This is a genomic window from Nocardia acidivorans NBRC 108247, from assembly GCF_001625085.1.
Taxonomy (GTDB): Bacteria; Actinomycetota; Actinomycetes; order Mycobacteriales; family Mycobacteriaceae; genus Nocardia; species Nocardia acidivorans.
On record NZ_BDAW01000017.1, the window covers coordinates 20551 to 46689 of the forward strand.

27 protein-coding genes and 1 pseudogene are annotated in these 26139 nt (G+C 66.9%); 6 read left to right on the plus strand and 22 right to left on the minus strand.

The features are described 5' to 3' along the window. Positions 1-8 precede the first annotated feature (8 nt). From NA10_RS38590 to NA10_RS11020, 3 genes are all read right to left on the minus strand, one after another. Entirely contained in the window at positions 9-353 is a 345-nt protein-coding gene (locus NA10_RS38590; protein WP_067566894.1) for a lipase family protein, read from the minus strand. Between the two features lie 180 nt (positions 354-533). After that, positions 534-1154, minus strand: coding sequence for a TetR/AcrR family transcriptional regulator (locus NA10_RS11015; protein WP_067567085.1), 621 nt, complete (start codon positions 1152-1154; stop codon positions 534-536). 5 nt (positions 1155-1159) lie between these two features. Next, positions 1160-1510, minus strand: a complete 351-nt coding sequence (locus tag NA10_RS11020; protein ID WP_067566898.1) for an SPW repeat protein — start codon at positions 1508-1510, stop codon at positions 1160-1162. A 155-nt stretch (positions 1511-1665) separates the two neighbouring features. On the opposite strand from NA10_RS11020, the gene NA10_RS11025 reads away from it, so the two are divergent. Continuing rightward, on the plus strand, positions 1666-2889 hold the full coding sequence (locus tag NA10_RS11025) for an NAD(P)/FAD-dependent oxidoreductase (protein ID WP_067566900.1): 1224 nt from the start codon (positions 1666-1668) through the stop codon (positions 2887-2889). Between the two features lie 108 nt (positions 2890-2997). Here NA10_RS11025 and NA10_RS11030 read toward each other — a convergent pair whose 3' ends face one another. Next, complete coding sequence (locus NA10_RS11030) at positions 2998-3345, minus strand: DUF1330 domain-containing protein (protein WP_067566902.1); 348 nt, start codon at positions 3343-3345, stop codon at positions 2998-3000. A 152-nt stretch (positions 3346-3497) separates the two neighbouring features. Between NA10_RS11030 and NA10_RS11035 the strand changes: the two genes are divergently transcribed. Further along, the gene (locus tag NA10_RS11035) at positions 3498-4286 is read left to right on the plus strand and encodes a glutamate racemase (protein ID WP_067566904.1); all 789 of its coding nucleotides are present in this window, start codon (positions 3498-3500) and stop codon (positions 4284-4286) included. A gap of 35 nt (positions 4287-4321) precedes the next feature. Next, the gene (locus tag NA10_RS11040; protein WP_067566906.1) at positions 4322-4552 is read left to right on the plus strand and encodes a hypothetical protein; all 231 of its coding nucleotides are present in this window, start codon (positions 4322-4324) and stop codon (positions 4550-4552) included. On the opposite strand, the gene NA10_RS11045 is transcribed toward NA10_RS11040, so the two are convergent. The 8 genes from NA10_RS11045 to hppD all read right to left on the minus strand — a co-directional run bounded on the left by NA10_RS11045 (position 4516) and on the right by hppD (position 12341). Continuing rightward, entirely contained in the window at positions 4516-5277 is a 762-nt protein-coding gene (locus NA10_RS11045) for a carbon-nitrogen hydrolase family protein (protein ID WP_067567087.1), read from the minus strand. The two genes, NA10_RS11040 and NA10_RS11045, sit on opposite strands and share 37 nt — an antisense overlap. Positions 5278-5350: 73 nt before the next feature. After that, positions 5351-6541, minus strand: a complete 1191-nt coding sequence (gene tuf, locus NA10_RS11050; RefSeq protein ID WP_067566908.1) for an elongation factor Tu — start codon at positions 6539-6541, stop codon at positions 5351-5353. An 81-nt stretch (positions 6542-6622) separates the two neighbouring features. Continuing rightward, positions 6623-8728: an elongation factor G gene (gene fusA, locus NA10_RS11055; protein ID WP_067566910.1), complete on the minus strand. Its 2106-nt coding sequence runs from the start codon at positions 8726-8728 to the stop codon at positions 6623-6625. A gap of 157 nt (positions 8729-8885) precedes the next feature. Then, positions 8886-9356, minus strand: a complete 471-nt coding sequence (rpsG, locus tag NA10_RS11060; RefSeq protein ID WP_014353063.1) for a 30S ribosomal protein S7 — start codon at positions 9354-9356, stop codon at positions 8886-8888. A gap of 1 nt (position 9357) precedes the next feature. After that, positions 9358-9732 carry a 30S ribosomal protein S12 gene (gene rpsL / locus NA10_RS11065; protein ID WP_014353064.1) on the minus strand — a complete coding sequence of 125 codons (375 nt, stop codon included), beginning with the start codon at positions 9730-9732 and terminating at the stop codon, positions 9358-9360. 279 nt (positions 9733-10011) lie between these two features. Further along, entirely contained in the window at positions 10012-10572 is a 561-nt protein-coding gene (locus tag NA10_RS11070; RefSeq protein ID WP_067566912.1) for a DUF3558 domain-containing protein, read from the minus strand. Continuing rightward, on the minus strand, positions 10569-11102 hold the full coding sequence (locus tag NA10_RS11075) for a DUF3558 domain-containing protein (RefSeq protein WP_067566914.1): 534 nt from the start codon (positions 11100-11102) through the stop codon (positions 10569-10571). Before NA10_RS11075 ends, NA10_RS11070 begins: the two co-directional genes overlap by 4 nt. A gap of 57 nt (positions 11103-11159) precedes the next feature. Beyond that, a complete protein-coding gene (gene hppD, locus NA10_RS11080) occupies positions 11160-12341 on the minus strand; it encodes a 4-hydroxyphenylpyruvate dioxygenase (RefSeq protein ID WP_067566916.1) in 1182 nt (393 codons plus the stop codon). 136 nt (positions 12342-12477) lie between these two features. Between hppD and NA10_RS11085 the strand changes: the two genes are divergently transcribed. Continuing rightward, positions 12478-12996 carry an Lrp/AsnC family transcriptional regulator gene (locus NA10_RS11085; protein ID WP_067566918.1) on the plus strand — a complete coding sequence of 173 codons (519 nt, stop codon included), beginning with the start codon at positions 12478-12480 and terminating at the stop codon, positions 12994-12996. Positions 12997-13106: 110 nt separating this feature from the next. Here NA10_RS11085 and NA10_RS11090 read toward each other — a convergent pair whose 3' ends face one another. From NA10_RS11090 to NA10_RS11135, 10 genes and pseudogenes are all read right to left on the minus strand, one after another. Further along, positions 13107-13751 (minus strand): GntR family transcriptional regulator, encoded by a 645-nt coding sequence (locus tag NA10_RS11090; RefSeq protein WP_067566920.1) that lies wholly within the window; start codon positions 13749-13751, stop codon positions 13107-13109. Positions 13752-13778: 27 nt separating this feature from the next. Further along, on the minus strand, positions 13779-14762 hold the full coding sequence (locus NA10_RS11095) for an isopenicillin N synthase family dioxygenase (RefSeq protein ID WP_067566922.1): 984 nt from the start codon (positions 14760-14762) through the stop codon (positions 13779-13781). 32 nt (positions 14763-14794) lie between these two features. Next, positions 14795-15958, minus strand: coding sequence for a nitrate ABC transporter substrate-binding protein (locus NA10_RS11100; protein ID WP_067566924.1), 1164 nt, complete (start codon positions 15956-15958; stop codon positions 14795-14797). Positions 15959-15983: 25 nt separating this feature from the next. After that, entirely contained in the window at positions 15984-16820 is an 837-nt protein-coding gene (locus tag NA10_RS11105; RefSeq protein WP_084514528.1) for an ABC transporter permease, read from the minus strand. Further along, positions 16820-17617 (minus strand): ABC transporter ATP-binding protein, encoded by a 798-nt coding sequence (locus tag NA10_RS11110; protein WP_084514538.1) that lies wholly within the window; start codon positions 17615-17617, stop codon positions 16820-16822. The genes NA10_RS11105 and NA10_RS11110 overlap by 1 nt, the downstream gene beginning before the upstream one ends. A gap of 105 nt (positions 17618-17722) precedes the next feature. Continuing rightward, positions 17723-19066, minus strand: coding sequence for an amidohydrolase family protein (locus NA10_RS11115; RefSeq protein WP_067567093.1), 1344 nt, complete (start codon positions 19064-19066; stop codon positions 17723-17725). A 397-nt stretch (positions 19067-19463) separates the two neighbouring features. Beyond that, complete coding sequence (locus tag NA10_RS11120; protein WP_067566926.1) at positions 19464-20576, minus strand: winged helix DNA-binding domain-containing protein; 1113 nt, start codon at positions 20574-20576, stop codon at positions 19464-19466. A 28-nt stretch (positions 20577-20604) separates the two neighbouring features. Further along, a complete protein-coding gene (locus NA10_RS11125) occupies positions 20605-21579 on the minus strand; it encodes an NADPH:quinone oxidoreductase family protein (protein ID WP_067566928.1) in 975 nt (324 codons plus the stop codon). Between the two features lie 97 nt (positions 21580-21676). Then, positions 21677-23398: a serine/threonine-protein kinase gene (locus NA10_RS11130; RefSeq protein WP_067566930.1), complete on the minus strand. Its 1722-nt coding sequence runs from the start codon at positions 23396-23398 to the stop codon at positions 21677-21679. 82 nt (positions 23399-23480) lie between these two features. After that, a pseudogene (locus NA10_RS11135) lies at positions 23481-24205 on the minus strand (serine/threonine-protein kinase); the annotation flags it as partial. Positions 24206-24392: 187 nt separating this feature from the next. Between NA10_RS11135 and NA10_RS11140 the strand changes: the two are divergent. Together NA10_RS11140 and NA10_RS11145 are read left to right on the plus strand one after the other, a co-directional pair. Next, positions 24393-25169, plus strand: coding sequence for an acyl-[acyl-carrier-protein] thioesterase (locus NA10_RS11140; RefSeq protein ID WP_067567095.1), 777 nt, complete (start codon positions 24393-24395; stop codon positions 25167-25169). A gap of 125 nt (positions 25170-25294) precedes the next feature. Next, positions 25295-26071, plus strand: coding sequence for a hypothetical protein (locus NA10_RS11145; protein WP_067566933.1), 777 nt, complete (start codon positions 25295-25297; stop codon positions 26069-26071). The last annotated feature ends 68 nt before the right edge of the window (positions 26072-26139 follow it).

The window sequence follows — 26139 nt, forward strand, 5'->3', positions numbered from 1 at the left end:
GGGCGGTTTCACCCCGTAAACGCGCATCCACCCAGGCCAGTGCCGACGGCATACCGAGCACCGCGGCGAAGAGATGTTCGGGGTGAGGCGTTCATATCCCTCTGCAACCGCACCCCGGCGGCGCAATAGCGCCGATCGGTATTGACAATCGCATCCACCGGAATCAGCGGATTACTCGGCGAATGCCACTCGAACACCGGCATATTCGGCACACCGTCGAACAGCTCCAGACTGTCCGCCCGCAACACCTTCCGCACCCCCGGATCATCGATCATCGAGGCGCCGGCGGCGAACTCACGCGCACGGTGCCCCGCGCCGATCGCCATGATCTCATTGGCGCAGCCGTCGGCCATGGCATTGCGCGCCGCCAGCCCCGAGCTGATTCATCCGCTTACTGATCGGCAGCCGATCCGGACACTCGCGCTCCAGGCCGATCGCCGCCGCCATCGCCGGCCCGGAGGCCGTGGGTGTTCCGGCGACGATCGCGCACCCCGCGCTGATCAGTCTGACCTTGTGCAGCGGCCATCCGGCCATCAGCCGAGCTGCGTCATACCCGCCGCCACCACCTGCGCCACATGGACGATCTCCTCGGAGGTCGGCAGGGTCAGCCCGTCGAGCGCGTGCAATCGATCGGTACTCGCGATCGCGAACATGGCCGAGACGAAGGCCGCCGCGCACGCTCGCAATGTATTGGGCTGCACCGGATCCGGCGCGCTCGCCTGCAATACCCGGGCGGTGATGTCGAGCATTTGATCGCGCATGCGCCGCAATTGTTTACGCACATCCGGATGCGTATCCGCCTCGCGCCACATGATCACCCGCAGCACCCCGGAGCGGGTATCGCGAAGATTCAGCGCCGCATCCAGATTCACCAGGCTCTTCACCGGATCACCCGGCGCCACCAGCGAATCGATGTCGTCGATGGGCTGCGACGGAACGCGCTCGGCCATCAGCGCCGACAGAATCGCATCCTTGGTGGGGAAGTAATAGAAGACCAAACCCTTGGGGACCTCGGCGGCCGCGGCAATGGCGGCCGTCGGGGTCGCATCGAATCCCTGTGCCGCGAAAAGCTTTTCCGCGGCGTCGAGAATGAGCTGACGGGCGTCGCCGTCCAGCTTCCTGGTCCGGCGGCGCCCCGCTCCCGGTCGACGCATCTGCATCAGTGGCTGGCACCCAGGTGCAGACGTCCCGTCACCGCGGGCATGGCGGACAGCGCCATGACCACGCTCAACGCGCCGACGACCCATGCGGTCCAGGAGGCCCCGCTGTAGGAGTCGAAGTCCATCACCCAGGGGGAGATGAACAGCAGTGCGCCCAGCAGAACGAGGGCGTAGTCGGCGATACCGCCGAACAGGTCACCGATCAGGCCCAGACCGGTGAGGGCGATCAGCACGCCGAGCACGACCAGGGACCACAGGCCCTTGTCATTGTGATCGACCCACAGGGGCGACAGGGCGGCGACGGCGCCGAGGATGACGGTCACCGCGTGGGTACGGCTTTCGGTGAACATGAGATGCCTCCTAAGGGCTGAGGATATGTCCTACTTTCCGGTTTAGTCCTGATTGACCGCCCGATCAATAAATACTCGGCTACGATTCAGCACCTGATCGGATGTGGCGCGTGACACAGCGTCAAGGCCCCTGCGGAACCGATATGGTGAGCTGCATGTCGCACTCGGTAGAACACGTTCTAATTGTCGGCGCCGGACTCGCCGGACTGCGGACCGCCGAGGAACTGCGACGCGCAGGTTACGAAGGGGAACTCACCCTCCTCGGCGACGAGAACCGCGCACCCTACGACCGGCCGCCGCTGTCCAAACAGTTCGTCCGCGGCGAAACCGACGACACCGCACTGCGGCCCGCCGAATTCTTCACCGAAAACCGCATCGACCTGCGGCTCGGGGTCGCCGCCACCGGTGTCGACACCGAAGCCCGGCAGGTCACCCTGAGCACCGGCGAGCGCCTGGGCTACGACCGGCTGATCATCGCCACCGGACTGCGGCCCCGGCGCATTTCCAGCTTCCCGGACGCCGCGGGCGTCCACGTGCTGCGCACCCACAAGGACGCCGACGGTATGCGTCAACACCTCGCGACAGCGAGCCGGGCCGTCGTGGTCGGCGCGGGATTCATCGGCTGCGAACTCGCGGCGAGCTTCCGGGCGCGCGGGGTCGAGGTGACGCTGGTCGAACCCCAGCCCACTCCCCTGGCCGCCGCCCTCGGCACCGAGATCGGCGCACTCGTGGCACGCATGCACACCGAGGAAGGCGTGGATGTGCGCTGCGGCGTCGGCGTCGAGGCGCTGCTGGTCGAGGAAGGCAATTCGACTGCGGCACAGGATGATTCACGGCCCGAAGTACGCGGTGTCCGGCTCGGCGACGGCAGTGTGGTCGAGGCCGATCTGGTAGTGATCGGCGTCGGGTCGATCCCGGTCACCGAATGGCTCGCCGACTCCGGCATCCCGCTGGCCGCACCCGCCGACGGCGGCGGCGTACTCACCGACGAGGTCGGGCGCACGAGTGTGGACGGCGTGTGGGCGATCGGCGATGTGGCGGCCTGGTTGCACGACACCGGACGCAACCGGCGGGTCGAACACTGGACCAATGCGGGCGAACAGGCGCAACTGCTCGCCGCCGCCCTGGTCGGCACCGAACCGCCTGCCGCCGTGCGGGTTCCGTACGTGTGGAGCGATCAATACGACGTGAAGATCCAGGTGCTCGGCACCCCCGCGCTCGCCGACGAGGTGCGCATCGTCGAGGACAAGGGGCGCAAATTCCTGGCCCACCTGTTCCGCGACGGCACACTCGTCGCCGTGGTCGGCGCGGGCATGACCGGCAAGGTCATGAAGATGCGCGGTGAGCTCGCGGCCACGCACCAATCGCCGGTCGGCTGAGCCAGCCCGGCATTCCGGCGCACTGTCGGCCGGAATCCACCGAAATCGCTGGAGCACAGCGGATGTGGATCCCGGCCGAAAACATGCCGGGATGACGGGAGGATCTGCTCAGCCCGGCAGCGACGGCGCGCGGAGCTTGGCGGCGCGCTCGCGGGGGTCGTAGTCCGGGCCGACGCCCTCGATCAAGAGCAGGTCACCGTCGACGTGATCGGTGCGCAAAGGCAAGATCTCTTGATATGCGGGCGAGCGGTACCAGGCCCGGGCCTGATCCATGGTCGGGAACTCCAGCAACACCATGCTGCCCGGCCAAATCCCCTCCACCACCTCCACCGGCGGGCCGTGAATGACGAACCGGCCCCCGAACGGATCCAGGGTGCCCTGAATTCGCTCCAGGTACTCCAGGATCTCCGGATGCGGACGCCGATCCCGCAGGTGCGCGAAGCCGTAGGCGGACACGAGACACTCCTTCGTTCGAAGCGGCCGCCGCGCCCGGCGGCCCCTTCGAACGCTAGAACCGGCGCGACCCGAACCCAATTACCTCCCGGGTAAAGCCGCGATCCGGACCCGCGGTTCGCGAGTTCGGCGGACCTTTCACTACCGTGACAGCTGTGATCGTCGCGCTCATTGATTCCGGACTGGGGATGCTGCCCACGGGGGCGTGGTTGCGCACACTGCGCCCCGATATCGATCTGCTGCTGCAAATGGACCCCGACGGCGCGCCCTGGGGGCCCAAACCCGAGCAGTGGGTCATCGACCGCGTGCTCGACACCGCCCGCGCCTCCCTGCGCGAAGGCGCGGAAGTCATTGTGGTGCCCTGTAATACGGCCAGCGTCACCGCGCTGAAGCCGCTGCGCGCCGAGGTCGGACCGGGCGTTCCGGTGATCGGCACGGTGCCCGCCATCAAACCCGCCGCCGCCGCGTGCCGGCGGGTAGCCGTCTGGGCGACCGCGGCCACCACCGCCAGCGCCTATCAGGCCGACCTCATCGCCCGCTTCGGCGGCGATGCCGAGATCACCGGCGTCGCCTGCCACGGCCTCGCCGATGCCATCGACCGCGGCGATCTGCCCGCCATCACCGAGGCCATCGCGGGCGCCGCCGCCCGCACCCCCGCCGACACCGAGGGCATCGTGCTCGGCTGCACCCACTATCCCCTGGTCATCGATGCCATTCTCGCCGCCCTCCCGGCGGGTATCCGCGTCTTCGACAGCGCCGAAGCCGTTGCCGCGCAGACCCTGCGCCGCATGGACGCCCTGGGCCGCCCCACCGCCGGCACCGCCACCACCCGCGTCCTGACCAGCAATCGCCCCGGCACCATGCCCGCCGCCGCGGCCGCCTTCGACTCCGGCCGCCTGCTCGGCGCGACCGCACAACCACTCGGCACCATCCCCGCCCCCTGACGTTTGCCCACCGCCCCACCGGGCACGTCTCCCCCATGAGCACAACGGAAAACGAGGAGCCGCGCCCGACCATCCCCGAGCCGGAGATAACCGACGAGCATCGCCGGCAAGCCGCCGAAATGGCCGCGTCCTACGAAACGGGGCGACCCACCGCCATCCTGCCCGGCACCGACGGCATGGTCTCAGGCACCGCTGTCAACGACTGGATAGACGAGAACGGCGACCCCATCTACGGCCGCGCGGAATCCGATGGCGACCAGGACTGATCCGGCACCGTGAAGACCAGATGGGAGGCATCCGGTTCCGCGCGGGCGCACAGCACACCATCCGGCGACCAGACGCCACTGCCACCCGTGGTGGCATTGCCTTCGAATTCCCCGGTGTACGCGGAAAGCACTGTCCAGCAATTATTCTCGGCCGCACGCGAACTCAGGTGGAGATCGCGGCGGGCCTGTTTGCCGGACAGGTACAGCGCACCGGCCAGATAGATCTCCGCGCCCGCGGCCACGGTGCCCGCGGCATGCTCCGGATAGTTCAGATCCGCGCAGATGGCCAGGCCGAGCCGATGACCGTCGAGTTCGAAAAGGCCGAAATCCGTTCCGGGGATGAACATTTCGTTCTCGATACCGTGCAGGTGATGTTTGGCGTAGCTGAGGCGTACAGCACCCTGATCATCGAAGACCAAGGCGGACAGCGTATATCCGCCGTCGACCGGAAGCACCGCGCCGACCACGGCATACACCCCGTACCGAGCGCATGCCGCCCGCAACGGGCCCAGACGCGAATCACCCTCTTGCACAGCCAGTTCCGGAAGATTCGCGGCGATCAGCCCGAGTTCGTAACCGACCAGCGACAACTCGGTGAAGAGCACCAGGCGCGCACCCGATGCGGCCGCCTCGGCGAGCACCGCGACGTGCGACGCCACATTCTTGTCGATATCGCCGGGGACACACGGGAGCTGGGCGGCGGCGAGGGTCAGCGGAGAACGCACGGGCACAGTCTCGCAGACAGCGAAAAGGGCCGCTCCCCGCGGGGGGAACGGCCCTTTCGGTAAGAGCTAAGTCTTACTTGTTGATCTTGGTGACGCGACCGGCACCGACGGTGCGGCCACCCTCACGGATCGCGAAACGCAGGCCCTCTTCCATGGCGACCGGCTGGATGAGCTTGACGCTCATCTCGGTGTTGTCGCCGGGCATGACCATCTCGGTGCCCTCGGGGAGGGTAACGACGCCGGTCACGTCCGTGGTGCGGAAGTAGAACTGCGGGCGGTAGTTGTTGAAGAACGGGGTGTGGCGGCCGCCCTCGTCCTTCGACAGGATGTACGCCTGGCCCTCGAACTCCGTGTGCGGAGTGGTGGTGCCCGGCTTCACGACGACCTGGCCGCGCTCGACATCTTCACGCTTGATGCCACGAACCAGCAGACCGACGTTGTCGCCCGCCTGGCCGTTGTCGAGCAGCTTACGGAACATCTCGATGCCGGTGATCGTGGTCTTCGTGGTCTTCTCACGAATGCCGACGATCTCGACTTCCTCGTTCACGTTGATGATGCCGCGCTCGATACGACCGGTGACGACGGTGCCACGACCGGTGATGGTGAACACGTCCTCGATCGGCATGAGGAACGGCTTCTCGGTCTCACGAACCGGGTCCGGGATGGACTCGTCGACCGCGTTCATCAGCTCGACGATGGACTCGGTCCACTTCGGGTCGCCCTCGAGCGCCTTCAGACCGGAGACGCGCACGACCGGCGCATCCTCGTCGAACTCCTGGGCGGCCAGCAGTTCGCGGACCTCCATCTCGACCAGCTCGAGGATTTCCTCGTCGTCGACCATGTCCGACTTGTTCAGCGCGACCAGGATGTAGGGCACGCCGACCTGACGCGCGAGCAGCACGTGCTCGCGAGTCTGGGGCATCGGGCCATCGGTGGCGGCGACCACGAGGATGGCGCCATCCATCTGGGCCGCACCGGTGATCATGTTCTTGATGTAGTCAGCGTGGCCCGGGGCGTCGACGTGGGCGTAGTGACGCTTCTCGGTCTGGTACTCGACGTGGGAGATGTTGATCGTGATACCACGAGCCTTCTCCTCCGGAGCCTTGTCGATCTGGTCGAACGCGAAGGCCGCGTTCAGATCCGGGTACTTGTCAGCCAGCACCTTGGTGATCGCCGCGGTCAGCGTGGTCTTGCCATGGTCGACGTGACCAATGGTGCCGATGTTGACGTGGGGCTTCGTCCGCTCGAACTTCGCCTTCGCCACTGTTGTCCTCCTGGACTAGTTAGTGCGTGCTTTTTTGCAGCAGTGCGGTTTGTATTACAGGGGGTCGAACTGGAAACCGACTTATTCGCCGGTCGCCTTGGCGATGATCTCCTTCGACACATTGGCCGGAACCTCTGCGTACGAATTGAACACCATGGAGAAGTTGGCCCGGCCCTGGGTCTTGGACCGCAGGTCACCGATGTAGCCGAACATCTCCGAAAGCGGAACCAGCGCCTTGACGACACGGGCACCACTGCGCTCCTCCATGGCCTGGATCTGGCCACGGCGAGAGTTCAGGTCGCCGATCACTTCGCCCATGTAATCCTCGGGCGTGATGACCTCGACCGCCATGAGCGGCTCGAGAATCACCGGACCGGCCTTGCGGGCCGCTTCCTTGAGGGCCATCGCACCGGCGATCTTGAACGCCATTTCCGAGGAGTCGACCTCGTGGTAGGCGCCATCGAGCAGTGCGGCACTCACGTTGACCAGCGGGAAGCCGGCGAGCACACCGTACTGCATGGCGTCCTGGATACCGGCGTCCACCGAAGGGATGTACTCACGCGGAACGCGACCACCGGTGACCTTGTTCTGGAACTCGTAGGTCGCGCCGTCCTCGGCATCGACCAGCGGGGCCAGAGCGATGATCACGCGGGCGAACTGGCCCGAGCCACCGGTCTGCTTCTTGTGGGTGTACTCGTACTTCTCGACGGCCTTGGTGATCGTCTCGCGGTACGCGACCTGCGGCTTACCGATGTTCGCCTCGACCTTGAACTCGCGCTTCATGCGGTCCACGTAGATGTCGAGCTGGAGCTCGCCCATACCACCGATGATGGTCTGGCCGGTCTCCTGATCCAGCTTCACATTGAAGGTCGGATCCTCTTCGGCGAACTTCTGGATCGCGCCGCCCAGCTTCTCCTGATCGGCCTTGGTCTTGGGCTCGATCGCGACCTGGATGACCGGGTCCGGGAAGGTCATGGACTCGAGCACGATCTGGTTCTGCGCGTCGGACAGGGTGTCACCGGTGGTGGTGTCCTTCAGGCCGATGACCGCGTAGATGTGACCGGCAACGGCCTCGGGAACCGGGTTCTCCTTGTTGGAGTGCATCTGGAACAGCTTGCCCAGACGCTCCTTCTTGCCCTTGGTCGCGTTGACGACCTGAGCACCGGAGTCGACCTTGCCCGAGTAGACGCGGACGTAGGTCAGCTTGCCGAAGAACGGGTGCGTCGCGATCTTGAACGCCAGGGCCGCGAAGGGCTCGTCCACGGACGGCTTGCGGACCAGGATCTCGTCTTCCTTGTTGGGCGCATGGCCCGACACAGACTCGACATCCAGCGGCGAGGGCAGGTAATCGATGACGGCGTCGAGCATGGGCTGAACGCCCTTGTTCTTGAACGCCGAACCGCACAGCACCGGGTAGAGCTCGGAGTTGACGGTCATCTTGCGGATGGCGCCCTTGATCTCCTCGATCGAGAGCTCCTCACCGCCGAAGAACTTCTCCAGCAGCGCCTCGTCCGACTCGGCGACGGTCTCGAGCAGTTCCTGACGGTACTGCTCGGCGCGCTCCTTGAGGTCGGCCGGGATCTCGACGACCTCGTACTGCTCGCCGAGCTTGGTCTCGCCACGCCACACCTTGGCGTTGTTCTCGACCAGGTCGACGATGCCCTCGAAGGTGTCCTCGGCGCCGATCGGGAGCTGGATCACCAGCGGGCGGGCGCCCAGGCGGTCCTTGATGGTCTGGACGGTGAAGTAGAAGTCCGCACCCAGCTTGTCCATCTTGTTGACGAAGCAAATGCGCGGGACGTCGTACTTGTCGGCCTGACGCCACACCTGTTCGGACTGCGGCTCAACGCCTTCTTTACCGTCGAACACCGCGACGGCGCCGTCGAGGACGCGGAGCGAACGCTCCACCTCGACGGTGAAGTCGACGTGCCCGGGGGTGTCGATGATGTTGATCTGGTTGTCGTTCCAGTAACAGGTCGTCGCGGCCGACGTGATCGTGATGCCGCGTTCCTGCTCCTGGGCCATCCAGTCCATGGTGGCTGCACCGTCGTGCACCTCACCGATCTTGTACGTGATGCCGGTGTAGAAGAGGATGCGTTCGGTGGTCGTCGTCTTACCGGCATCGATATGCGCCATGATGCCGATGTTGCGGACCCTGTTGAGGTCGGTGAGCACGTCCTGTGCCACGGAAATCTTCCCCGCTCGTAGCTAGTTGGGATCTTCGGGAACGACCCTGGCTTCTCCAGCGGTCATCACTGTGTCAACGCCCGGCGCGGCGCATGCGTGCCGCGCCGGACTGTGACTCGACGCCCGGACCATCCACGAGGAGGGGCCAGGCGCCCAATCACCAGCGGTAGTGCGCGAACGCCCGGTTGGACTCGGCCATCTTGTGGGTGTCCTCGCGACGCTTCACCGAAGCGCCCAGGCCATTGCTGGCATCGAGGAGCTCGTTGGCCAGGCGCTCGACCATGGTCTTCTCACGACGGGCGCGGGAGAAGTTGACCAGCCAGCGCAGCGCCAGGGTGTTGGCGCGGCCCGGACGGACCTCGACCGGCACCTGGTAGGTGGCGCCACCGACGCGGCGGGGCTTCACCTCGAGAGAAGGCTTGACGTTGTCCAGCGCACGCTTGAGGGTGACGACCGGATCGGTGCCGGTCTTCTCGCGCGCCTGCTCGAGGGCACCGTAGACGATGCGCTCGGCGGTGGACTTCTTGCCGTCCAGCAGGATCTTGTTGACCAGCTGAGTGACCAGCGGGGACCCGTAGACCGGGTCGTTGATCAGCGGACGCTTGGGTGCGGGGCCCTTGCGTGGCATATCAGCTCTTCTCCTTCTTGGCGCCGTAGCGGCTGCGAGCCTGCTTGCGGTTCTTCACGCCCTGGGTGTCGAGCGAACCGCGGATGATCTTGTAGCGCACACCGGGGAGGTCCTTCACACGACCGCCGCGCACGAGCACCATCGAGTGCTCCTGCAGGTTGTGGCCTTCACCGGGGATGTACGCCGTGACCTCGACCGCGCTGGTCAGGCGAACACGCGCGACCTTACGCAGCGCGGAGTTCGGCTTCTTCGGGGTCGTGGTGTACACGCGAGTGCACACGCCACGACGCTGCGGGCTCCCCTTCAGGGCCGCAGTCTTGGTCTTGGCGACCTTGTCGCGACGACCCTTGCGGACCAGCTGGTTGATGGTTGGCATAGACCGGCTTTCCTTATTAGTAACCAGGTGTCTGGAACTTCATGTCTTTGTCATTCGAGCTTTTCGCCCAGTTCCCGTGGTATTTCCTCGCCACGAGGTCGGGCGTGTCATGCGCAGCGCGGTGTCCGGAATCCGGGCACGCTGGAACGGTCAGCCGCTCTCGCTGGCCTACGTACTGCGCACAAACCTGCCCGAATGCTTCCGGGCACAGCGGTCCACGATACCCGCACCCTTTACAGGGGGCAAAAAGGGGTCCGGGAACCGAGCCTGGTAGAGCGGTTATCGCGCAAGGTTGAGGGTCAACTCCACCAGCTTGCGGGCTGCTTCGCACGGATCGCCATGGCTGGAACCGGCCCGATAATTCACCCACCAGCCCACGATCCCGGTGTCCGCGGCGGGTGCGCTGACGCCGCACGAATCGGGGTCATTGGGGCGATGGGTCTCCAGCGAACGGCGGCCCTGCACGGCTATGTCATTGGTCATATAGCCGAGCCTGTCGTTATTGGATTTCTCATTGGTGAGCGAGCCCTCCTCGTACCAACTGAGGGTCACCATGCCGCTTCCGGCGGTCCCGCCCGCCAGATCCCACATACAGACCGCTCCGTTGAAGGAGGGGCTCACGTAGGTGCCTTCACCGACGGTCTTGCCGATGTCGTCGGTCGAGACCACTTCGCATTCGCGGAGCAGTTTGTCGAAATTGGTATTGATCTTGCCGCCGCCGTCGGTGGTGCCGCCCGCGGGCAGGGCGGTACCGGACACGGTCTTGCCGCAACCGCTGAGCAGGGTGCCCGCCGCCAGCACCGCGAGCGCGGCGGCGCCGCCGCGAAGTCGCCGGTTCATCCGAGCCTCTGCACGGTCAGTTCGGCCATCTTGTGGGTGCGGTCGCAGGGATTGCCCAGATTGCCCGCACCGAAGACGCCGTAGGACATGGACCATTCGAAGAAGTCGTCGTCGAGTTGCACCGCGAGATCGCAGACGCTGCCGCGCGGGTCCAGGGCCTGGAAGCCCTTCTTCCCGCCGACGTCGATGGTCTGCGGATTGCGGCCGACGCTGGCCACCCACGCCTTCTCCCGATCGATGGGGCTGCCCCGATAGGAGGCGAAAGTCACACTCGCCGAGGTCATTCCGGCGGCCTGCCAATTGCAGCCGACCGCGTTCTTGAAGACCGTGGAGACGGAGCCGAGCCCGCCGAGATCGCGCACTTCGTCGTCGGTGAGGTGGCCGCATTCGCCCACGAACGGACCCAGCGTGGCCACCTTCGGGGGTGGGCGCAGAGGTCCGCTCGGGGTGCCCGAATCACTATTTCCCCCACAGGCCGACAGCAGCAGCGCGAGGATCGACCCCGTGACAATCGCCGATGTCATCCGCATGCCGCAGACTCTACCGACGCGTGCGCGGTAGGGCGCGACGCGACCGTGAACAGCGGCTCACAGATTTCCGCGGGCCTCCTGCTCGCGCTCGATGGCCTGGAACAGCGCCTTGAAATTGCCCTTGCCGAAGCCGAGCGAGCCGTGCCGTTCGATGAGTTCGAAGAAAACGGTGGGGCGGTCGGTGATGGGCTTGCAGAAGATCTGCAGCAGATAGCCGTCCTCATCGCGGTCGACCAGGATGCCACGGCGCTGCAACTCCGCCACCGGAACCCGGACGTGGCCGATGCGGGAACGGAGTTCGGCGTCCTCGTAATAGGTGTCGGGGGTGTCCAGGAATTCGACGCCCTCGCGGCGCAGGGTGTCGACCGCGGTGAGGATATCGCCGGTGGCCAGTGCGATGTGCTGGACGCCCGGGCCGCGATAGAACTCCAGGTACTCGTCGATCTGAGACTTCTTGCGGCTCACCGCCGGTTCATTGAGCGGGAACTTGACCCGGTGGTTGCCATTGGCCACCACCTTGCTCATGAGCGCGGAGTAGTCGGTGGCGATATCGTCGCCGACGAATTCGGCCATATTCTCGAAACCCATGACGCGGCGGTAGAACTCGACCCATTCGTCCATCTTCCCGAGTTCCACATTGCCGACCACATGGTCGATGGCCTGGAACACGCGCTTGGGCGCACCGGCCCGCGGCTCGAATCCCGAACGGCGGGTGATGAATCCGGGCAGGTAGGGGCCGTCGTAGCGGGAGCGGTCGATGAGCGAGTGCCGGGTCTCGCCGTAGGTGGCGATGGCGGCGGAGCGGACGGTGCCGAAATCGTCTGTCTCGTCATGTGGTTCGACCAGGATGGTGGCGCCGTGCGTGCGCGCCCAATCGATGCAGCGGTCCACATCGGGGACCTCGAGGGCGATATCGGTGACGCCGTCGCCGTGCCGGTCATGGTGGGCGATCAGGGAACTGCCGGGGTCGACCGCACCGCGAACCACGAAACGCGCGCCGCCGCTGCGCAGTACGAAGGCCTTGTGATCGCGGTTGCCGGTCTCGGGGCCGGAGTACGCCTCCAGGCGCATGCCGAAGGCGGATTCCAGATAGTGGGCGGTCTGGGTGGCATTGCCGACGGTCCAGACCAGGGCGTCCCAGCCGAGGACGGGGAAGGGGTCGGCGGTGGCGTCGTGATCGATCAGCCCGACCAGTCGGCGGAGATCCTCGGTCTCTTGTCCAGCAACCTCGATGCTCATGTGTCCAGGAAATCGTCGTGCGATCAGCTGAGCAATATCGGCGATTTCTCGTAGACACCCTGGTGAATTACGCCACCATTTCCGGGCTGGTGCTGGACAATTTGAATACCTCATCACCCGGAGCGGAGGTCCCGCCATGGCACGCACGCCCGCCAAGCTGGACGAACTTGACCTGGCCATCCTGACCGCCATGCACGAGTACCAGAAGGCTGGGATTCTGGAGCTGTCGCGGCGCACCCGAGTCGCGCGCGCGACGGTGCAGTCCCGGATCGCGCGCATGGAGGAGGCGGGTGTGATCGCCTCCTACGATCCGCAGATCGATGTCACCGCAGCGGGATTCGATGTGCAGGCCTTCGTGACACTGGAGATAACCCAGGGTGCGCTGGACGCGGTCGCCACCGATCTGGAGGCGATTCCCGGCGTCCTCGAGGCCTATGCCACCACCGGATCCAGCGATGTGCTGTGCCGGATCGGCGCGGATTCGCATGCCGGATTGCAGAGTGTGCTGTTGAGCATCGATCGCAGCGCGTCGATCTCGCGGTCGCACAGTGTGATCGTGCTGTCGACGGTGGTCACCCAGCGCACGCTGCCATTGCTGCGCACCCTCACCCCCGCGGGGTCGAGTAAGGCTCCGGCATACCGCAATTCACATTGAGAACGGTGTAGTGACGCTGACGCTGGGCCTTGGGGGCTGCGCCCCCAAATCCCCGCGGCACGCCGCCGCCAGGTTCCGGGGCTTCGCCCCGAACCCCGAACGCTCCGCGATCAGAGGCGATCCATGCGGGTGATCAACCCGCAGACGTGTGCCTCGGCCGCCGCGCGGGCGTCGCCGGGATGCCCGGATTCGAGGGCTTCGAGGATGCGGCGGTGTTCGCGCAGGGCGGTGCGGCGGTTGCGGGGGTGGGTCCACAGGTCGCCGCGGTAGAGGTGGGCCTGGGCCTCGAGGCGGGAGAGTTCGTCGGCGAGGGTGCGATTGCCCGAGCGTTCGCGGATGAAGGTGTGGAATTCCAAGTCCAGCACGGTGTCCCGGGCCGGATCGGCGTTGTCGCGCAGATTGTCGTCCTGGGCCGAGAGCATGGCGGTGAGTTTGCCGAGGTCGAATTCGGTGACCCGGGTGGCGGCTCCGGCTGCCGCCAGACCGTCCAGGACCGAGCGGACGGCGAGCACATCGCGGATCTGGTCGTCGTCCACCACGGCGACGCGTGCGCCCGCGTGCGGGACGTTCACCGCCAGCCCCTCGTAGATGAGCTGCTGTACCGCCTCTCGAACCGGACTGCGGCTCACCCCGAGCCGTGCGGACAGGGCCAGCACGCTCAGCGGTGCGCCCGGCGCCAGTTCACCGGAGAGCACGAGCTGGCGCAGCTGCCGGTGTACGGAGGGGCCGAGCAGCTCACTGTCCGGTTCGGTCATAGCGGTCCTTTCCTGATCGGTACGAAATTACCCTTGCGGCCGGTAGTTGGCCCGCACGCGCTCGGCGAGGAAGTCGGCGGCGGTGACGGGCGGGTAGGCGCCGCGCGGGCCCTGGATGACGGCATCGCGGTCGGCCTGTGCGAAGTAGGCGATGCTGTAGCGGTCGCCCTGGTATTCGTCCCGGCCCGGACTGCGCACCCGGTGGAAGTTGGAGGGCAGCAGGTCATCGCTCCAGCGGGTGAGCATGTCGCCGATATTGCAGGTGATGAGCGCCGACGACGGAGTGATGGAGGTCCACTGCTGTTCGGCCATCTCCTTACCGGGGCAGACCTGGAGCCCGCCCTGGCCGTCGCGCTGGAAAAGCAGTGTGAGGCAGTCGAAGTCGGTGTGCGCGCCGGCGCGCCAGCGGCCGGGGACATCGCGCAGCTCGGGCGGGACGGCGAAGTAGTGCAGCAGTCGCAGGGTGGATTGGTACTGCTCGGAGCCGGGATCGTGTGCGGCGGTGAAGTGTTCGCGCGGCAGGCCGAGCCGGTCGGCGAAACAGGACAGCACCCGCATGGCGACCTGCCAGCAGCGGTATTCGAAATCCAGTATGGCGGTGGTGAATCCGGCCAGTTCGGCTTCGCTGGGCCAGCGACCGGTCATATGCGGGCGGGTGATCTGGTAGGACTCCTTCTGGTCCGGGACGCCGATGGAGGGGCGCACCTGGCTCAGGCTCTCCCATCCGGCATTGTCGGCCTTGACCAGCGGATACTGCGCTTTCACCGGTTCGGGCAGGGCGAAGAAGTCCGCGGTGAGGGCGAATACGGCGTCCATCTGTTCCCGCGGGATGCCGTGGCCGGAGAGTTGGAAGAAGCCGATCTCGGTGGCGGCGGTCCAGAGCTGGTCGGTGATCTCGGCGCGGCGCTCGTCGAAGTCGGTGAGGTCGATAATGGCGATATCGCGGGCGGCCTCGGCCCCGAGTCCGCCCATCTGCTTCTCGCGCGCGACTTCGGCGGTGTCGTTGCTCATGGGAATCCTTGTCCGGTAGATGATTTCGGTGGTCAGCCGGCGGTGACGGCGGTGTCGAGGAACTCCTTGTCGACCAGGTCGCGGGCGCTGAGCCCGGCGGGGACGTTCGCACCGCCCTTGCGCAGAATGGGCGCGAATTCGTCGATCACACGCTGCACCCGGGCCTCGTCGAAGCTGCCGATCACGCCGTCGGCGTCGGGGCCGATGAGCCCGCTGTCGATGAGGGTCTTGGAGCCGAAGGCGGCCTGGCCCGCGCTGTAGGGGGTGAAGTTGGCGCTCTTGGCGACCACATCCACGACGACCTCATTGACATGGGCCGGGTCGGCGCGGAATTGCGCTGTGGCCCTTTGGATCATGGGGACCAGCTTGAGCAGGCAGGGCCGCAGTTCGTTCAGCTTGTCCTTGCGCACGTTCACGGTCCGGGCGTAGCCCTCGTAGCCGACATCGCGTAGCAGTTGGTAGCCGACCGGCTTGTTCCACGCCTGCACCTCGTGCTCGTAGACGTACGGCTCGGAGTTGGCGAAGCCCTGCTGGGCGAAGCTGGGGTCGGCGACGAAGCGGGAGGGGCCGTTGTCGTAGGAGTTGTCGATCTGCCCGGCGTGCAGCAGTCCGCGCGACACCAGCCAGTCCGGGTACAACTGTCCCTGGGAAACCACCACGGGCACACCGGCTTTACCGATATCGGCGATACCGTGCCAGTCCGGGTGGGTCTTGGGATCCCACATCAGCATCTGCGGGCTGCCCTTCAGCAGCGTGGTGACCGCGACAATGGGCTGTTTGCCGGCGGCGGCGATGGCGTGTTCGGAATGCGTGAGCCCCAGGGTGATCGAGGAGTCGACGTACATCTGCGAGGGCACGGTCTGGAAGCCGATGGCCGGTCCGCCCGCCCGGATCTCCAGCTTGACGCCGGTATCCTTACCGTCCACCACCAGCGGGCCGGTGACCTTGTTGTTGTCGGAGTCGACGTGATAGCCCGGTCCGAGCAGGCCGAAGATGGGGCCGGAGTCGGTCTCGGGTTCCCACTGCAACTGCACCACCACGGTGGCCGGGCAGGCTCCGGCGAGCTGTTGTTCGGCGGGTGCGGCGGGCAGTTGTACGGCCGCGGAATCGGTTTCGGAATCGGAGCAGGCCGAGCCGGTGGCGACCACGACGGTCGCGAGGGCGGCCAGGCTCAGCGCGCGCAGCGAGTTGTGCATGAGTTCTCCACAGGGTGTTGATGATTCAGCGGCCGGAGGCGTGCCAGCGGCCGACGGTGAGGCGCTGGGCGGCGGTGAAGAGGGCGAAGACCGCGACACCGAAGAGGGCGGCCAGCAGCAGGGCGGCGAGCAGATCCTCCGATTGCAGCCGGGAGCGGTAGGTGTCGAGCAGGGTGCCGATACCGGGTTTTCCCTTGGCGAAGAACATGTCCCCGATGACCGCACCGGTCACCGAGAGCCCGGCGGCGGTGCGCAGGCTCGCCATGATGGACGGCAGCGCGGCCGGGAGTTCCAGGGAAATCAAGCGGCGCAGTCGATTCGCGCGGCCCAGGATGAAGAGTTCGCGCAGGTTCCTGTCGACGGATTGAATGCCGAACAGGGTCATGGCGATGATCGGGTGTACCGCGATGAGTACGCAGACCATGGTGCGAGCGGTCAGTCCGTAGCCGAACCAGAGGCCGATGAGCGGCACCACGGCCAGCACCGGAATTGCCTGTAGCACAACGGCGTAGGGGTAAACGACGCGTTCGACGACCTTGGCCTGACTCATCAGCACGCCGAGGGCGACACCGATCAGGGTGGCGAAGAACAGTCCGGTGACCGCGACCCGGGCGGTCACCGCCAGCGCGCGCAGCATCACCTCCAATTTCGCCGGATCGGAGAGGGATTCGGCGAATACCCGATGCGGCGGCGGCAGCAGGAAGCGGCGGTCCGGGGCCAGCAGCACCAGCGAGACCGTGTACCAGGCGCCCAGCGCCAGACCCGTACAGACCAGCGGCACAATGGCTTTGCGCAGCAGGCGATAGGGAATGCGCCACGCGGGCCGGGTGAGCACCGGGGCGGAGACGGCGAGACCGACCATTACGAAGCCTCCTTCAGGGATCGGGAGACCCGCGCCACCAGTTCGGTGAAGGCGGGCTCGAAGCGCAGTTCCCGGCCGCGCGGATACGGCAGGTCGACATCGATGACCTCGTGCACCCGGCCGGGGCGGACGGACATGACCACCACGCGGCCCGCCAGGAAGACCGCCTCCGAGACCGAATGGGTGATGAACAGCGCGGTGAAGGCGTTGTCGCGGTAGAGCCGCAGCAGTTCCTCCTGCATGCCCAGCCGGGTGATCTCGTCCAATGCCCCGAAGGGCTCGTCCAGCAGCATGAGCTCGGGTTCCAGGGTGAGGGCGCGGGCCAGCGAGACCCGCATGCGCATACCGCCGGAGAGCTGACCGGGGAGTTTTCCCGCGAAATCGGCGAGACCGACGGCGGCCAGGGCGCGGGTGGCGCGTTCGCGCCGGGCGGTGCGGCCGATCCCGCGCAGTTCGGCACTGAGCTCCACATTGCGCAGCACCTTGCGCCACGGCAGCAGGGTGGCCTCCTGGAAGATGAAGCCGACCGAATCGGTCTGCACCGCAATGGTTCCCGAGGTCGGCGGTTCCAGACCGGCGGCCAGGCGCAGCAGGGTGGACTTACCGCAGCCGGAGGGTCCTACGACGGCGACGAATTCACCGCGCCGCACCGCCAGATCGATATCGGCCAGGGCCACGACCGCACCGGAGCCGGTGTCCGCGTAGCGCTTTCCGATGCCGCTGAAGGAGATCTCCGTATCGGGCGGTTCGGTTGCCGTTGTCCCGGCCGGGATGCGCACCGTGTCGTGCAGGACCACCGCACTCACCTTCTCTCACTTATATTGCGTGCACTTCGTGCGTGAGATCAGTGTTGTAGATGTCGATTACATGCAATCGCGCGTCTGTTTCCAGCTAATTAACTGTTATTGCATGCCTGTCAGCTGCCGGACCAGCTCCCGCTCGTCCACCCGAGTGCTGCGGCCGTCGCGGATCACCGGTTCACCGTCCACCCATACCGTGTCCACCACCCGGGGTGAACCGGTGGTGAGCAGCATGGCCCCGGGATCACGCGCGGGCAGGCAGGCGAAGTCACGGTCGAAGCGAATGAGCGTCAGGTCCGCGCGGTCACCGACGGCCAGACCGGAATGCGTCGCGGGATCGCCCAGCGCGCGGGCCGCACCGCGGGTGGCCAGGCGCATCATGTCGTGGAAACCGAGCAGATCGGCCCGCTTATGTTGTGCGCGTTGCAGATACGCGCCCATGCGCAGGGCCAGCAGCATGTCCTGGGTGTCATTGGAGGCCGCGCCGTCCACGCCGAGGCCGACACCTATTCCGGCGGCGAGCATGTCGGGAATCGGGGCGACGCCGCTGCCGAGTCGCATATTGCTCAACGGGTTGTAGGACACCGAGACTCCGCGTTCGGCCAGGCGGGCACGGCCGTATTCGTCGAGTCGCACGCAGTGCACGGCGAGGGTGCGCTCGCCGAGCAGACCACCGGCGTCCAGGTAGTCGACGGCCGAGCAGTCCGCGTGCAGTCGGCACATATCCTCATCGGTGTCGGTCTCGAGCAGATGGATGGAGATGGTCTTGCCGGTGGCGTCGGCGTACTCGCGCACGGCCGCCATACCCTCGGGGGTCAGGCAGCGCGGGTTGGGCACCGCCAGCGCGGTGCTGATCCGGGAGCCCGCGAGATCCTTGTCCAGCTGGTCGATATGCGCGAAGACCTCCGAAAGCGGTTGCACCAGACGGGGATCCATTCCCCACTTGCGGGTCGGGTCGGGGCGATCGGCGACACCGCGGCCGAAGACGACCCGAATCCCCAACTCGCGCAAGGCCCGAAGGGCGGCGGTGTGCACCCGATCCGACGGGCTCGGCCACATATGCTCGACCACGGTGGTGACCCCGCTGCGCAGCAGTTCCAGACCACCCGCGAGCGCCGCGAGGTAGGTCTGCTGCGGCGTCGCCGCCACCGTGAATTCGCCTACGCAGTGCAACCATTCGAGCAGCGGCAGCCCCTCCCCCGCCCCGCGCAGTATCGACTGCTGCAAATGCGTGTGGGTGTTCACGAATCCGGGAATGAGATGGCCGACGCGACCGTCCGCGCGCGGACTCTCGCTCCCGGTATCGGCCGCGCCGGGACCGATCGCGACGATTCGACCGTCCTCGATCACCACATCCTGACCCGAAACCCATTGCGGGCCTTGGTCGGTGGCGGCGTAGACGGTGACGTCACCGATGACTGCGGACAGAGCTGTTGCGGGCACCATGCGGCATTCCTCCGGGAAATGCGGCTGGTTCGCCCACCCCTTCCAGGCGGTGCACATGCGTCCGTTGCAGCCATGAACGCCGTGGCCCGAGCCTAACCACCCGATGTTGCATGGGAGTTAACCCTCTCGGCCCAGCCCACCGCCCCGACCGCATCCAGTGCCATCCCGTCATCCCGACACCAGCCCCTCGCCATCCCGACACCAGCCCCTCGTCATCCCGGCATGCTTTTGGCCGGGATCCGCACCTGCGGCGTGCCAGCCGGTCGGGTGGATCCCGGCCAAAACCGCGCCGGGATGACAAGAGAGCTGAGTCGAGAGGGCTGAGTCGAGAGGGCCGCGCCGAAGGGGCAACGTCGAACGGGGCGCGCCGAAGCGGCTTCAGGCTGACGAGGAGGGTTCAGGGCTTGAGGTTCGTGCCTGCGGGCAGGATTTCCACGGTGGGTGTGCGATCGGGTTCGACGAACTTGAGCAGGGCCCGCGCTTCGGATTCGACGGCGGCCTGTTCTGTCCCGGTCCAGTTCCGCCGCGGGCTGATGCGCAGGCGGGCGGTGTCGCCGGTGGTGAAGATCTTGTAGATGCCGCAGAGGTAGCCGTCCACCAGGACCGGCGAGACCTGGGCGGCGAAGGACTGTAGTGGCGGGGCCACGCCGTCCGGGATGATGCGGCCGCGGTCCTGGTGGGAGAGCAGGAGATTGTCGTACCAGCCGAGCAGCCGGACCGGGGCCGGGAGTTCGGGATCGGCGAGTTCGGCGTCGGCGGCGTCGTACAGGGTGCGGCCGCGGTCGTCGGTGTACGTGCGGACGCGGTCGCCGAGTTTCGCGACGGCGGCCTTCATTCCGGTGAGCTTGGACCAGGTCTGCATATCCATGGTGGTGGCCGGGCCGAAGGCGCGCAGATAGCGCAGCAGCAGCTCTTCCAGGGGGTAGGTGTGGTCCAGGGGCGCGCCGAGCCAGGGTTCGACGCGGGACCACACCGGGCGGCTGCTGTCCCGCCAGCGACCGCGCGGCGGGGTCTGCAGGACCGGTAGCTGGTAGAGCCAGGTTTGCAGTACCGCGCCGGGATCGCGGTCGGGGTACAGCTCGGCGGCCCGGGCGCGCAGTTCGGCGGCGGACATGGGTTCGTCGCCGAGCACCCGCTCCCCGTGCGCGCGCACCTCGTCCGGGTCGAGGCCGACCATGGCCCCGTAGTTGAATCCCTTACGGAACGGGATCTTTTCGAGTTCCGGCTGGATATGCGGTGCGATGCGCAGCGCGTCCGGCGGGGTGACCAGGTGAATGGTGCCGCGCATCAGGGTGATTCGCGCCAGGGACCGGTCGTCCAGCGCCGCCGATACGGTGGCCGGGTCGAAATCGACTGTGCGGCTCCACAATGCGAGGAAGGGCGGCAGCATATCCTGCGCCTGCAGACCGATCAGGTGATCGCAGAGTTGCGCCGCGCCGAGCGTGCCGCGCGCCAGCAGGTGCTGGCGCGCGAGCAGCGTACGGTTCAGAACCCGGTTGGAGAGCTTCACAATTCGCCCACGCTACGGGATATCCGGCTCAGCGGAGGGTGACCACGACCTTGCCGGTGGCGGTGCGCTTGTCCAGCGCCGACACCGCCTCCGCGGTATGCGCCAGGCTGTACAGCACCGGCTCCGGCGGGGCGATATCGCCATTGGCGAGCAGCGGTGCGACCTGCTCCCACTGCTCCCGCAGATAACCCGGATGCGACATGACCCATTCACCCCAGGCCGCGCCGATCACCTCGACATTGTTGAGCAGCAGGCGATTCACCTTCACGGTCGGGATATCACCCGCGGTGAAGCCGACCACCAGCACCCGGCCCGCCGAGGCGAGTGAGCGAATGCTGTCGGTGAAGCGGTCACCGCCGACGGGATCGAGCACGATATCGACCCCGCGCCCACCGGTGAGCTCCTTGACCGCGGCGAGCCAGCCGTCGGTGAGCACCACATCGGTGGCGCCGTTGGCGCGGGCCACCTCGGCCTTCTCCTCGGTGCTCACCACGGCGATGACGCGGCCCGCGCCGAGCGCCTTGGCCATGCGCAGCGTGGAGGTGCCGATACCGCCTGCCGCGCCGTGCACCAGCACGGTCTCGCCCGGTGCCAGGCGGCCGCGCTTGGTCAGGCAGAAGTGCACGGTGAGATCGTTGAAGAGCACACCCGCACCGGCCTCCAGGGAGACGTTGTCGGGCAGTGTGAAGACCATGTCGACGGGGGCGACCGCGACTTCGGCGACGGCATTGCCGAGCAGGGTCAGCGCGACCACCCGGTCACCGGCCCGCACGTGCGCGTCCGCCGGGGCCTCACGGACGATGCCCGCCACCTCACCGCCGACGATGTACGGCAGCTGCGGCTTCATCTGGTACTGCCCGCGGGTCATCAGGACATCCGGGAAGGCGATACCGGCCGCGTGCACCTCGATGACCACCCCGCCGGGGTAAGCCGCGGGCTCCGGCATATCGAGCACCTCGATGCTCTCGGGGCCTTCCAGCTTGCTCACCACGGCTGCACGCATGCCATCACTCCGATCAACCCAGCTTTGGATACTCCGCCGAACGTAACCCATGCACAGGCGGCGTGTCACCGTTGGCGTGCCGACCGAGCACGGCGGGTCAGCGGTGCGCGTATTCGATCATGGCCTCATCGGCGACGACTTTGCCACCCGAGACGATGGTCAGCGCCGCGGCGGTGACGGTGTAGCGGGTGCCGTCGCCGGGATTGGTGATCAGGAAGCCGCCCGAACCGTCCGGAACCGGATCGTCGAGTTCGATGCCCGCGCCATCGCTGTTGCGGACGCCCTTGTAGTAGTAGCGGCCCACCCCGGTGCGGCAGATCAGCACCCGGGAGGCGGCGGTGCGGCCGATGGCGTAGGCGGGATTATCGGCATCGCAGCGCGGATTGCTCGCGAAACCCTGTGCGTCCGTGCCGGATACGGAGCCGATGAAGGCGGGCAGCGCCGGGGTGGCGGGCGCGGTGGTCGCGCCGGGGTGGGTGGTGTTCACGGTGGTGACATTGCTCGCGGTCAGCCCGCTCGGCACCGGGCGGCTTGTTCCGGGCCCGGCCGTGGTACCGCCATTATCCTTGCCGGACAACAACAGCCAGCCCAGAGTGCCGCCGAGCATGAGCACCACGGCGATGAGCGCACCGACCAGTATGGGCAGTGTGCTGCGCTCCCGCGCGGGCGGCAGCGGCAGTGGGGCGGAGGGATGTTCACGCGGCGGAATGGTGGGAATGCCGTACCTGGTCGGCTGCGACGCCTGATAGTCCACCTGCCCGGACCGATGGTCGCCGTACCCGACAGTGCCCGACGGGTGCTCGCCGTAATTGACAGGACCCGAACGGTATTCGCCGTAACCGAGCGAACTCGACGGGTGCTCGCCGGGGCCGACCGGACCCGAGGAGCCGGACGGGCCGGATGCCTGCGGGCTTCGCGGCGGAAATGGTTGCCCCGCAGGGGGAACCACCACGGTCGGCCCGATCGAGGTGCGGGTCACCTGACCGTCGGCGTGCAGCAGGGCCACCCGGGCGGCGCGGGCGAGCTGCCCGGCGGTGCCGTAGCGGCGGGCCGGATCCTTGGCCATGGCGGTCGCGATGATGTCGTCGAAGCTGGCGGGCACGCCGGTGCGCGCGCTCGGGCGCGGCGGCGGGGCCATCATATGGGCGCGAATGGTGGCGAGATTGCTGTCGGTCTTGAAAGGTATTTCGCCGGTGAGGCTTTCGTACAGCACACAGCCCAGCGCGTAGATGTCCGCGCTCGCCGACGCGGCACTGTCGTGTTCGAAGCGTTCCGGCGCCATATACGCGAACGATCCGATGGCGCTGCCCATACTGGTCAGCTGCGCATCCGATTCCGTGTGCGCGATCCCGAAATCCACCAGGTAGGCGAAGAGTTCACCGGTGAGCAGGATGTTCGCGGGTTTGATATCGCGGTGCACCAGCCCGATCCGATGTGCGGCGTCCAAGGCCGCGGCGATCTGCTCCACCACGCCGACCGCGTGCTGCGGCGGCATCGGCCCCTCGGCGGCGATATACGCCTTCAGGTCCCGCCCGAGCACCAGGCGCATATCGATGAACAGCACCCCGTCCACCTCACCCCAGTCGTGCACCGGGATGACATGCGGCTCCTGCAGGCGGGCGGCGGAATGCGATTCGCGCCGGAACCGCTCCACATAGGTGGGCGATTTGGCCAGCTCCACATCCAGGAGTTTGATCGCGACGGTGCGATCGCGGACGGTGTCGTAGGCCTCGTAGACCTCGCCCATGCCGCCGACGCCGAGCAGGCGTCGCAATTCGTACTGTCCGAACCGTTGACCGGCCCTGTCTCCTGCGGCCACGTCGCGCCGCCTCCCCTGTGTGAGTCCCGCCCCACCGAAAAGGCTACGGCCCGCGAGCCCGCCTGTCATGACCCCGGAGGCAACGCCGGGCACTGGGCCGCGGCGGCTCGGACATCATGTGCGCGCGAATGGTGGACAGATTGTTGTCGGCCTGAAAGGCGGCGTACCGGTGAGACTTTCATAGAGCACGCACGCCAGCGCGCACACATCCGCGCTCGGCGCGACCGCCGTACTGTGCTCGAAACGCTCGGGCGCCATATATCCGAATGATCCGATGGCGCTGCCCGTACTCGTCGATTGGGCGTCGGATTCGGTGTGCGATACCGAAATCGACCAGATAGGCGAATAATTCGCCGGTCAGCAGAATATTGGCGGGTTTCACATCGCGATGCACCAGTCCGATCTGGTGGGCGGCGTCCAGGGCGGCGGCGACCTGCTCCACCACCTCGACCGCCCGGCGCGGCTCCAGCGGGCCCCGCCCGGCCAGGTGCTCACGCAGGTCGCACCCGTTGACCAGGCGCATATCGATGTACAGCACCCCGTCCACCTCACCCCAGTCGTGCACCGGCATGACATGCGGTTCCTGCAGGCGGGCCGCGGTGCGGGATTCGCGGCGGAAGCGCTCCACATAGGTGGCGGATTTGGCGAGTTCGATATCGAGCGGTTTCAGCGCGACCGCGCGATCGCGGACGGAGTCGTAGGCCTCGTAGAGCTCCCCATACCGCCCACGCCGAGTAATCGCCGCAATTCGCACTGTCCGAACCGCGAGCCGGCCCTGTCCCCGTTGGCCACCCGCGACCCTCCCATGGTGCTGTCTTGCAACGGGAAAAGGTTACGGGCCACACTCTCCCCTGTCATGCCCCGGGAAGAAGTCGGCCGGACTGATAGGAGTATGAGTCGACTCGACGCGAGTGTGTGACGCACGCCCCGTAAAGTCATGTCACAGCAAGCACCGCACGAAACGCGGCACACCGTGCAGCGCGAGGAGCACCAAGTGTCAGTCGATCAGCCACTCGCCCCGCTTCCCCAGGAGGGCATGGGCTTCGCCTCGGCGTGGCCAGTCCGGGCTGGCGACGTGGATCCCTATCAGCGGCTGCGGTTCGATGCCGTAGCCCGCTATTTGCAGGATATTGCCTGGGAGGAAATGCATTCCGGGTTCTTCCACCGCACCGACCCGGCCTGGATCGTGCGGCGCACCATCGTGGACGTGGTCCGCCCGATCCATTGGCCCGAGCGGGTGGAGTTGACCCGCTGGTGTTCGGCCATGTCGACCCGGTGGACCAATATGCGGGTGCGGATCACCAGCGAGAACGGCGGTCTCATCGAGACCGAGGGCTTCTGGATCAATATCAACGAGTTCACCAATATGCCGACCCGCATCAGCGATGAGGGCCTGGCCGAACTCGCCCGCACCACCAGTGAGCACCGGCTGCGCTGGCGGCCCATGCTCACCGATCACACGCCCCCGGAGTCGGACACGGATCTGACCTATCCGGTGCGCGCCACCGATATCGACCAGTACAACCACGTGAACAATGCCGCCTACTGGCAGGCCGTGGAGCAGTACCTGGTGGATTATCCGAAGCTGGTGGCCGGACCGCACCGGGCGGTCATCGAGTACATCGCACCGGTGCTGGCGCGGCAGCACGTAACTGTGCGCAGCCGGTACGAACCGGGTGACCGGACCGGGCATCCGGTGTTGCGGCTGTGGTTCGTGGTCGGCGGCATCACCACCACGACGGTGCGAATCGGACCGCTGCCCACGGAGTGAGTCGCGGGTTCGAAATCGCTTGTTCGCCGGACATTCCCATCGCAAATCGCGATCGCTGAATGTTTGCCTGGCACACTCTGCACAGGCCGATCGCCGCGAGGTGGTCGAGAACAGGAGATCGCCGGATGAAACCCGCCAGTTATGCGCTGCTCGCCGTCACGCCGCTGCTGATCGCCGGGCTGGCCGCCTGCGGCGGCTCCTCGGACTCGGCGAAGAGCAGCACCACCACGACCGCCAAGTCGGCCACCACGACCGCCACCACCTCGGGCCAGACCGCGCTGCCGACCGCGCGCCCGACCCTGTCCCCCAATCCGGCCCGGCCGCCCATTCCGCCCGCGCCCACGCCCGCCGACGTCGACTGCGGGCCGATCACCGGGGCCAACGGCGCTTCGGCGAATGTGATCGCGTACTCGAATCAGGCCGGTGTTCCGGGCTGTACCGAGGCCATCACGGTCGCCGGCGACTATGTGAACGCCACCCGCGGCGGCGATGCCGTGCAGGTCGACGGCTGGACCTGTGAACCGCAGCCGGACAACACCGTTCCGCATATCTGCTTCAAGGACGGGTTCCTGATCGGCCTGCGCGGTACGGCCGCCCCGAATCCGCCGGTCCCGCCCACGACGACCAACCCGCCGACCATCACCGCGGGCCCGGTCGACAATGCCGACTGCGGCACCGTCACCGATGCGGGCGGCGGCACCCGCACCATCATCGCCGTCGGCACCCCGGCCGGGCGCGTCGGCTGCACCGAGGCCATCGATGTCGCGACGCGGTACGTGCGATCGGTCAGCGATACCGATGTCGCCACCATCGACGGCTGGAGCTGCAATGCCCAGCCCGATGCCCAGGCGCCGTCCGCCTGCGCCAAGGACGGGCTGCTGATCAACCTGCTCGCGCGGTAACCCCGGCACCCGCGAAAACGACCGTGGCCCACCCGGTTCGGGTGGGCCACGGTTCGTTGCACCGCCGG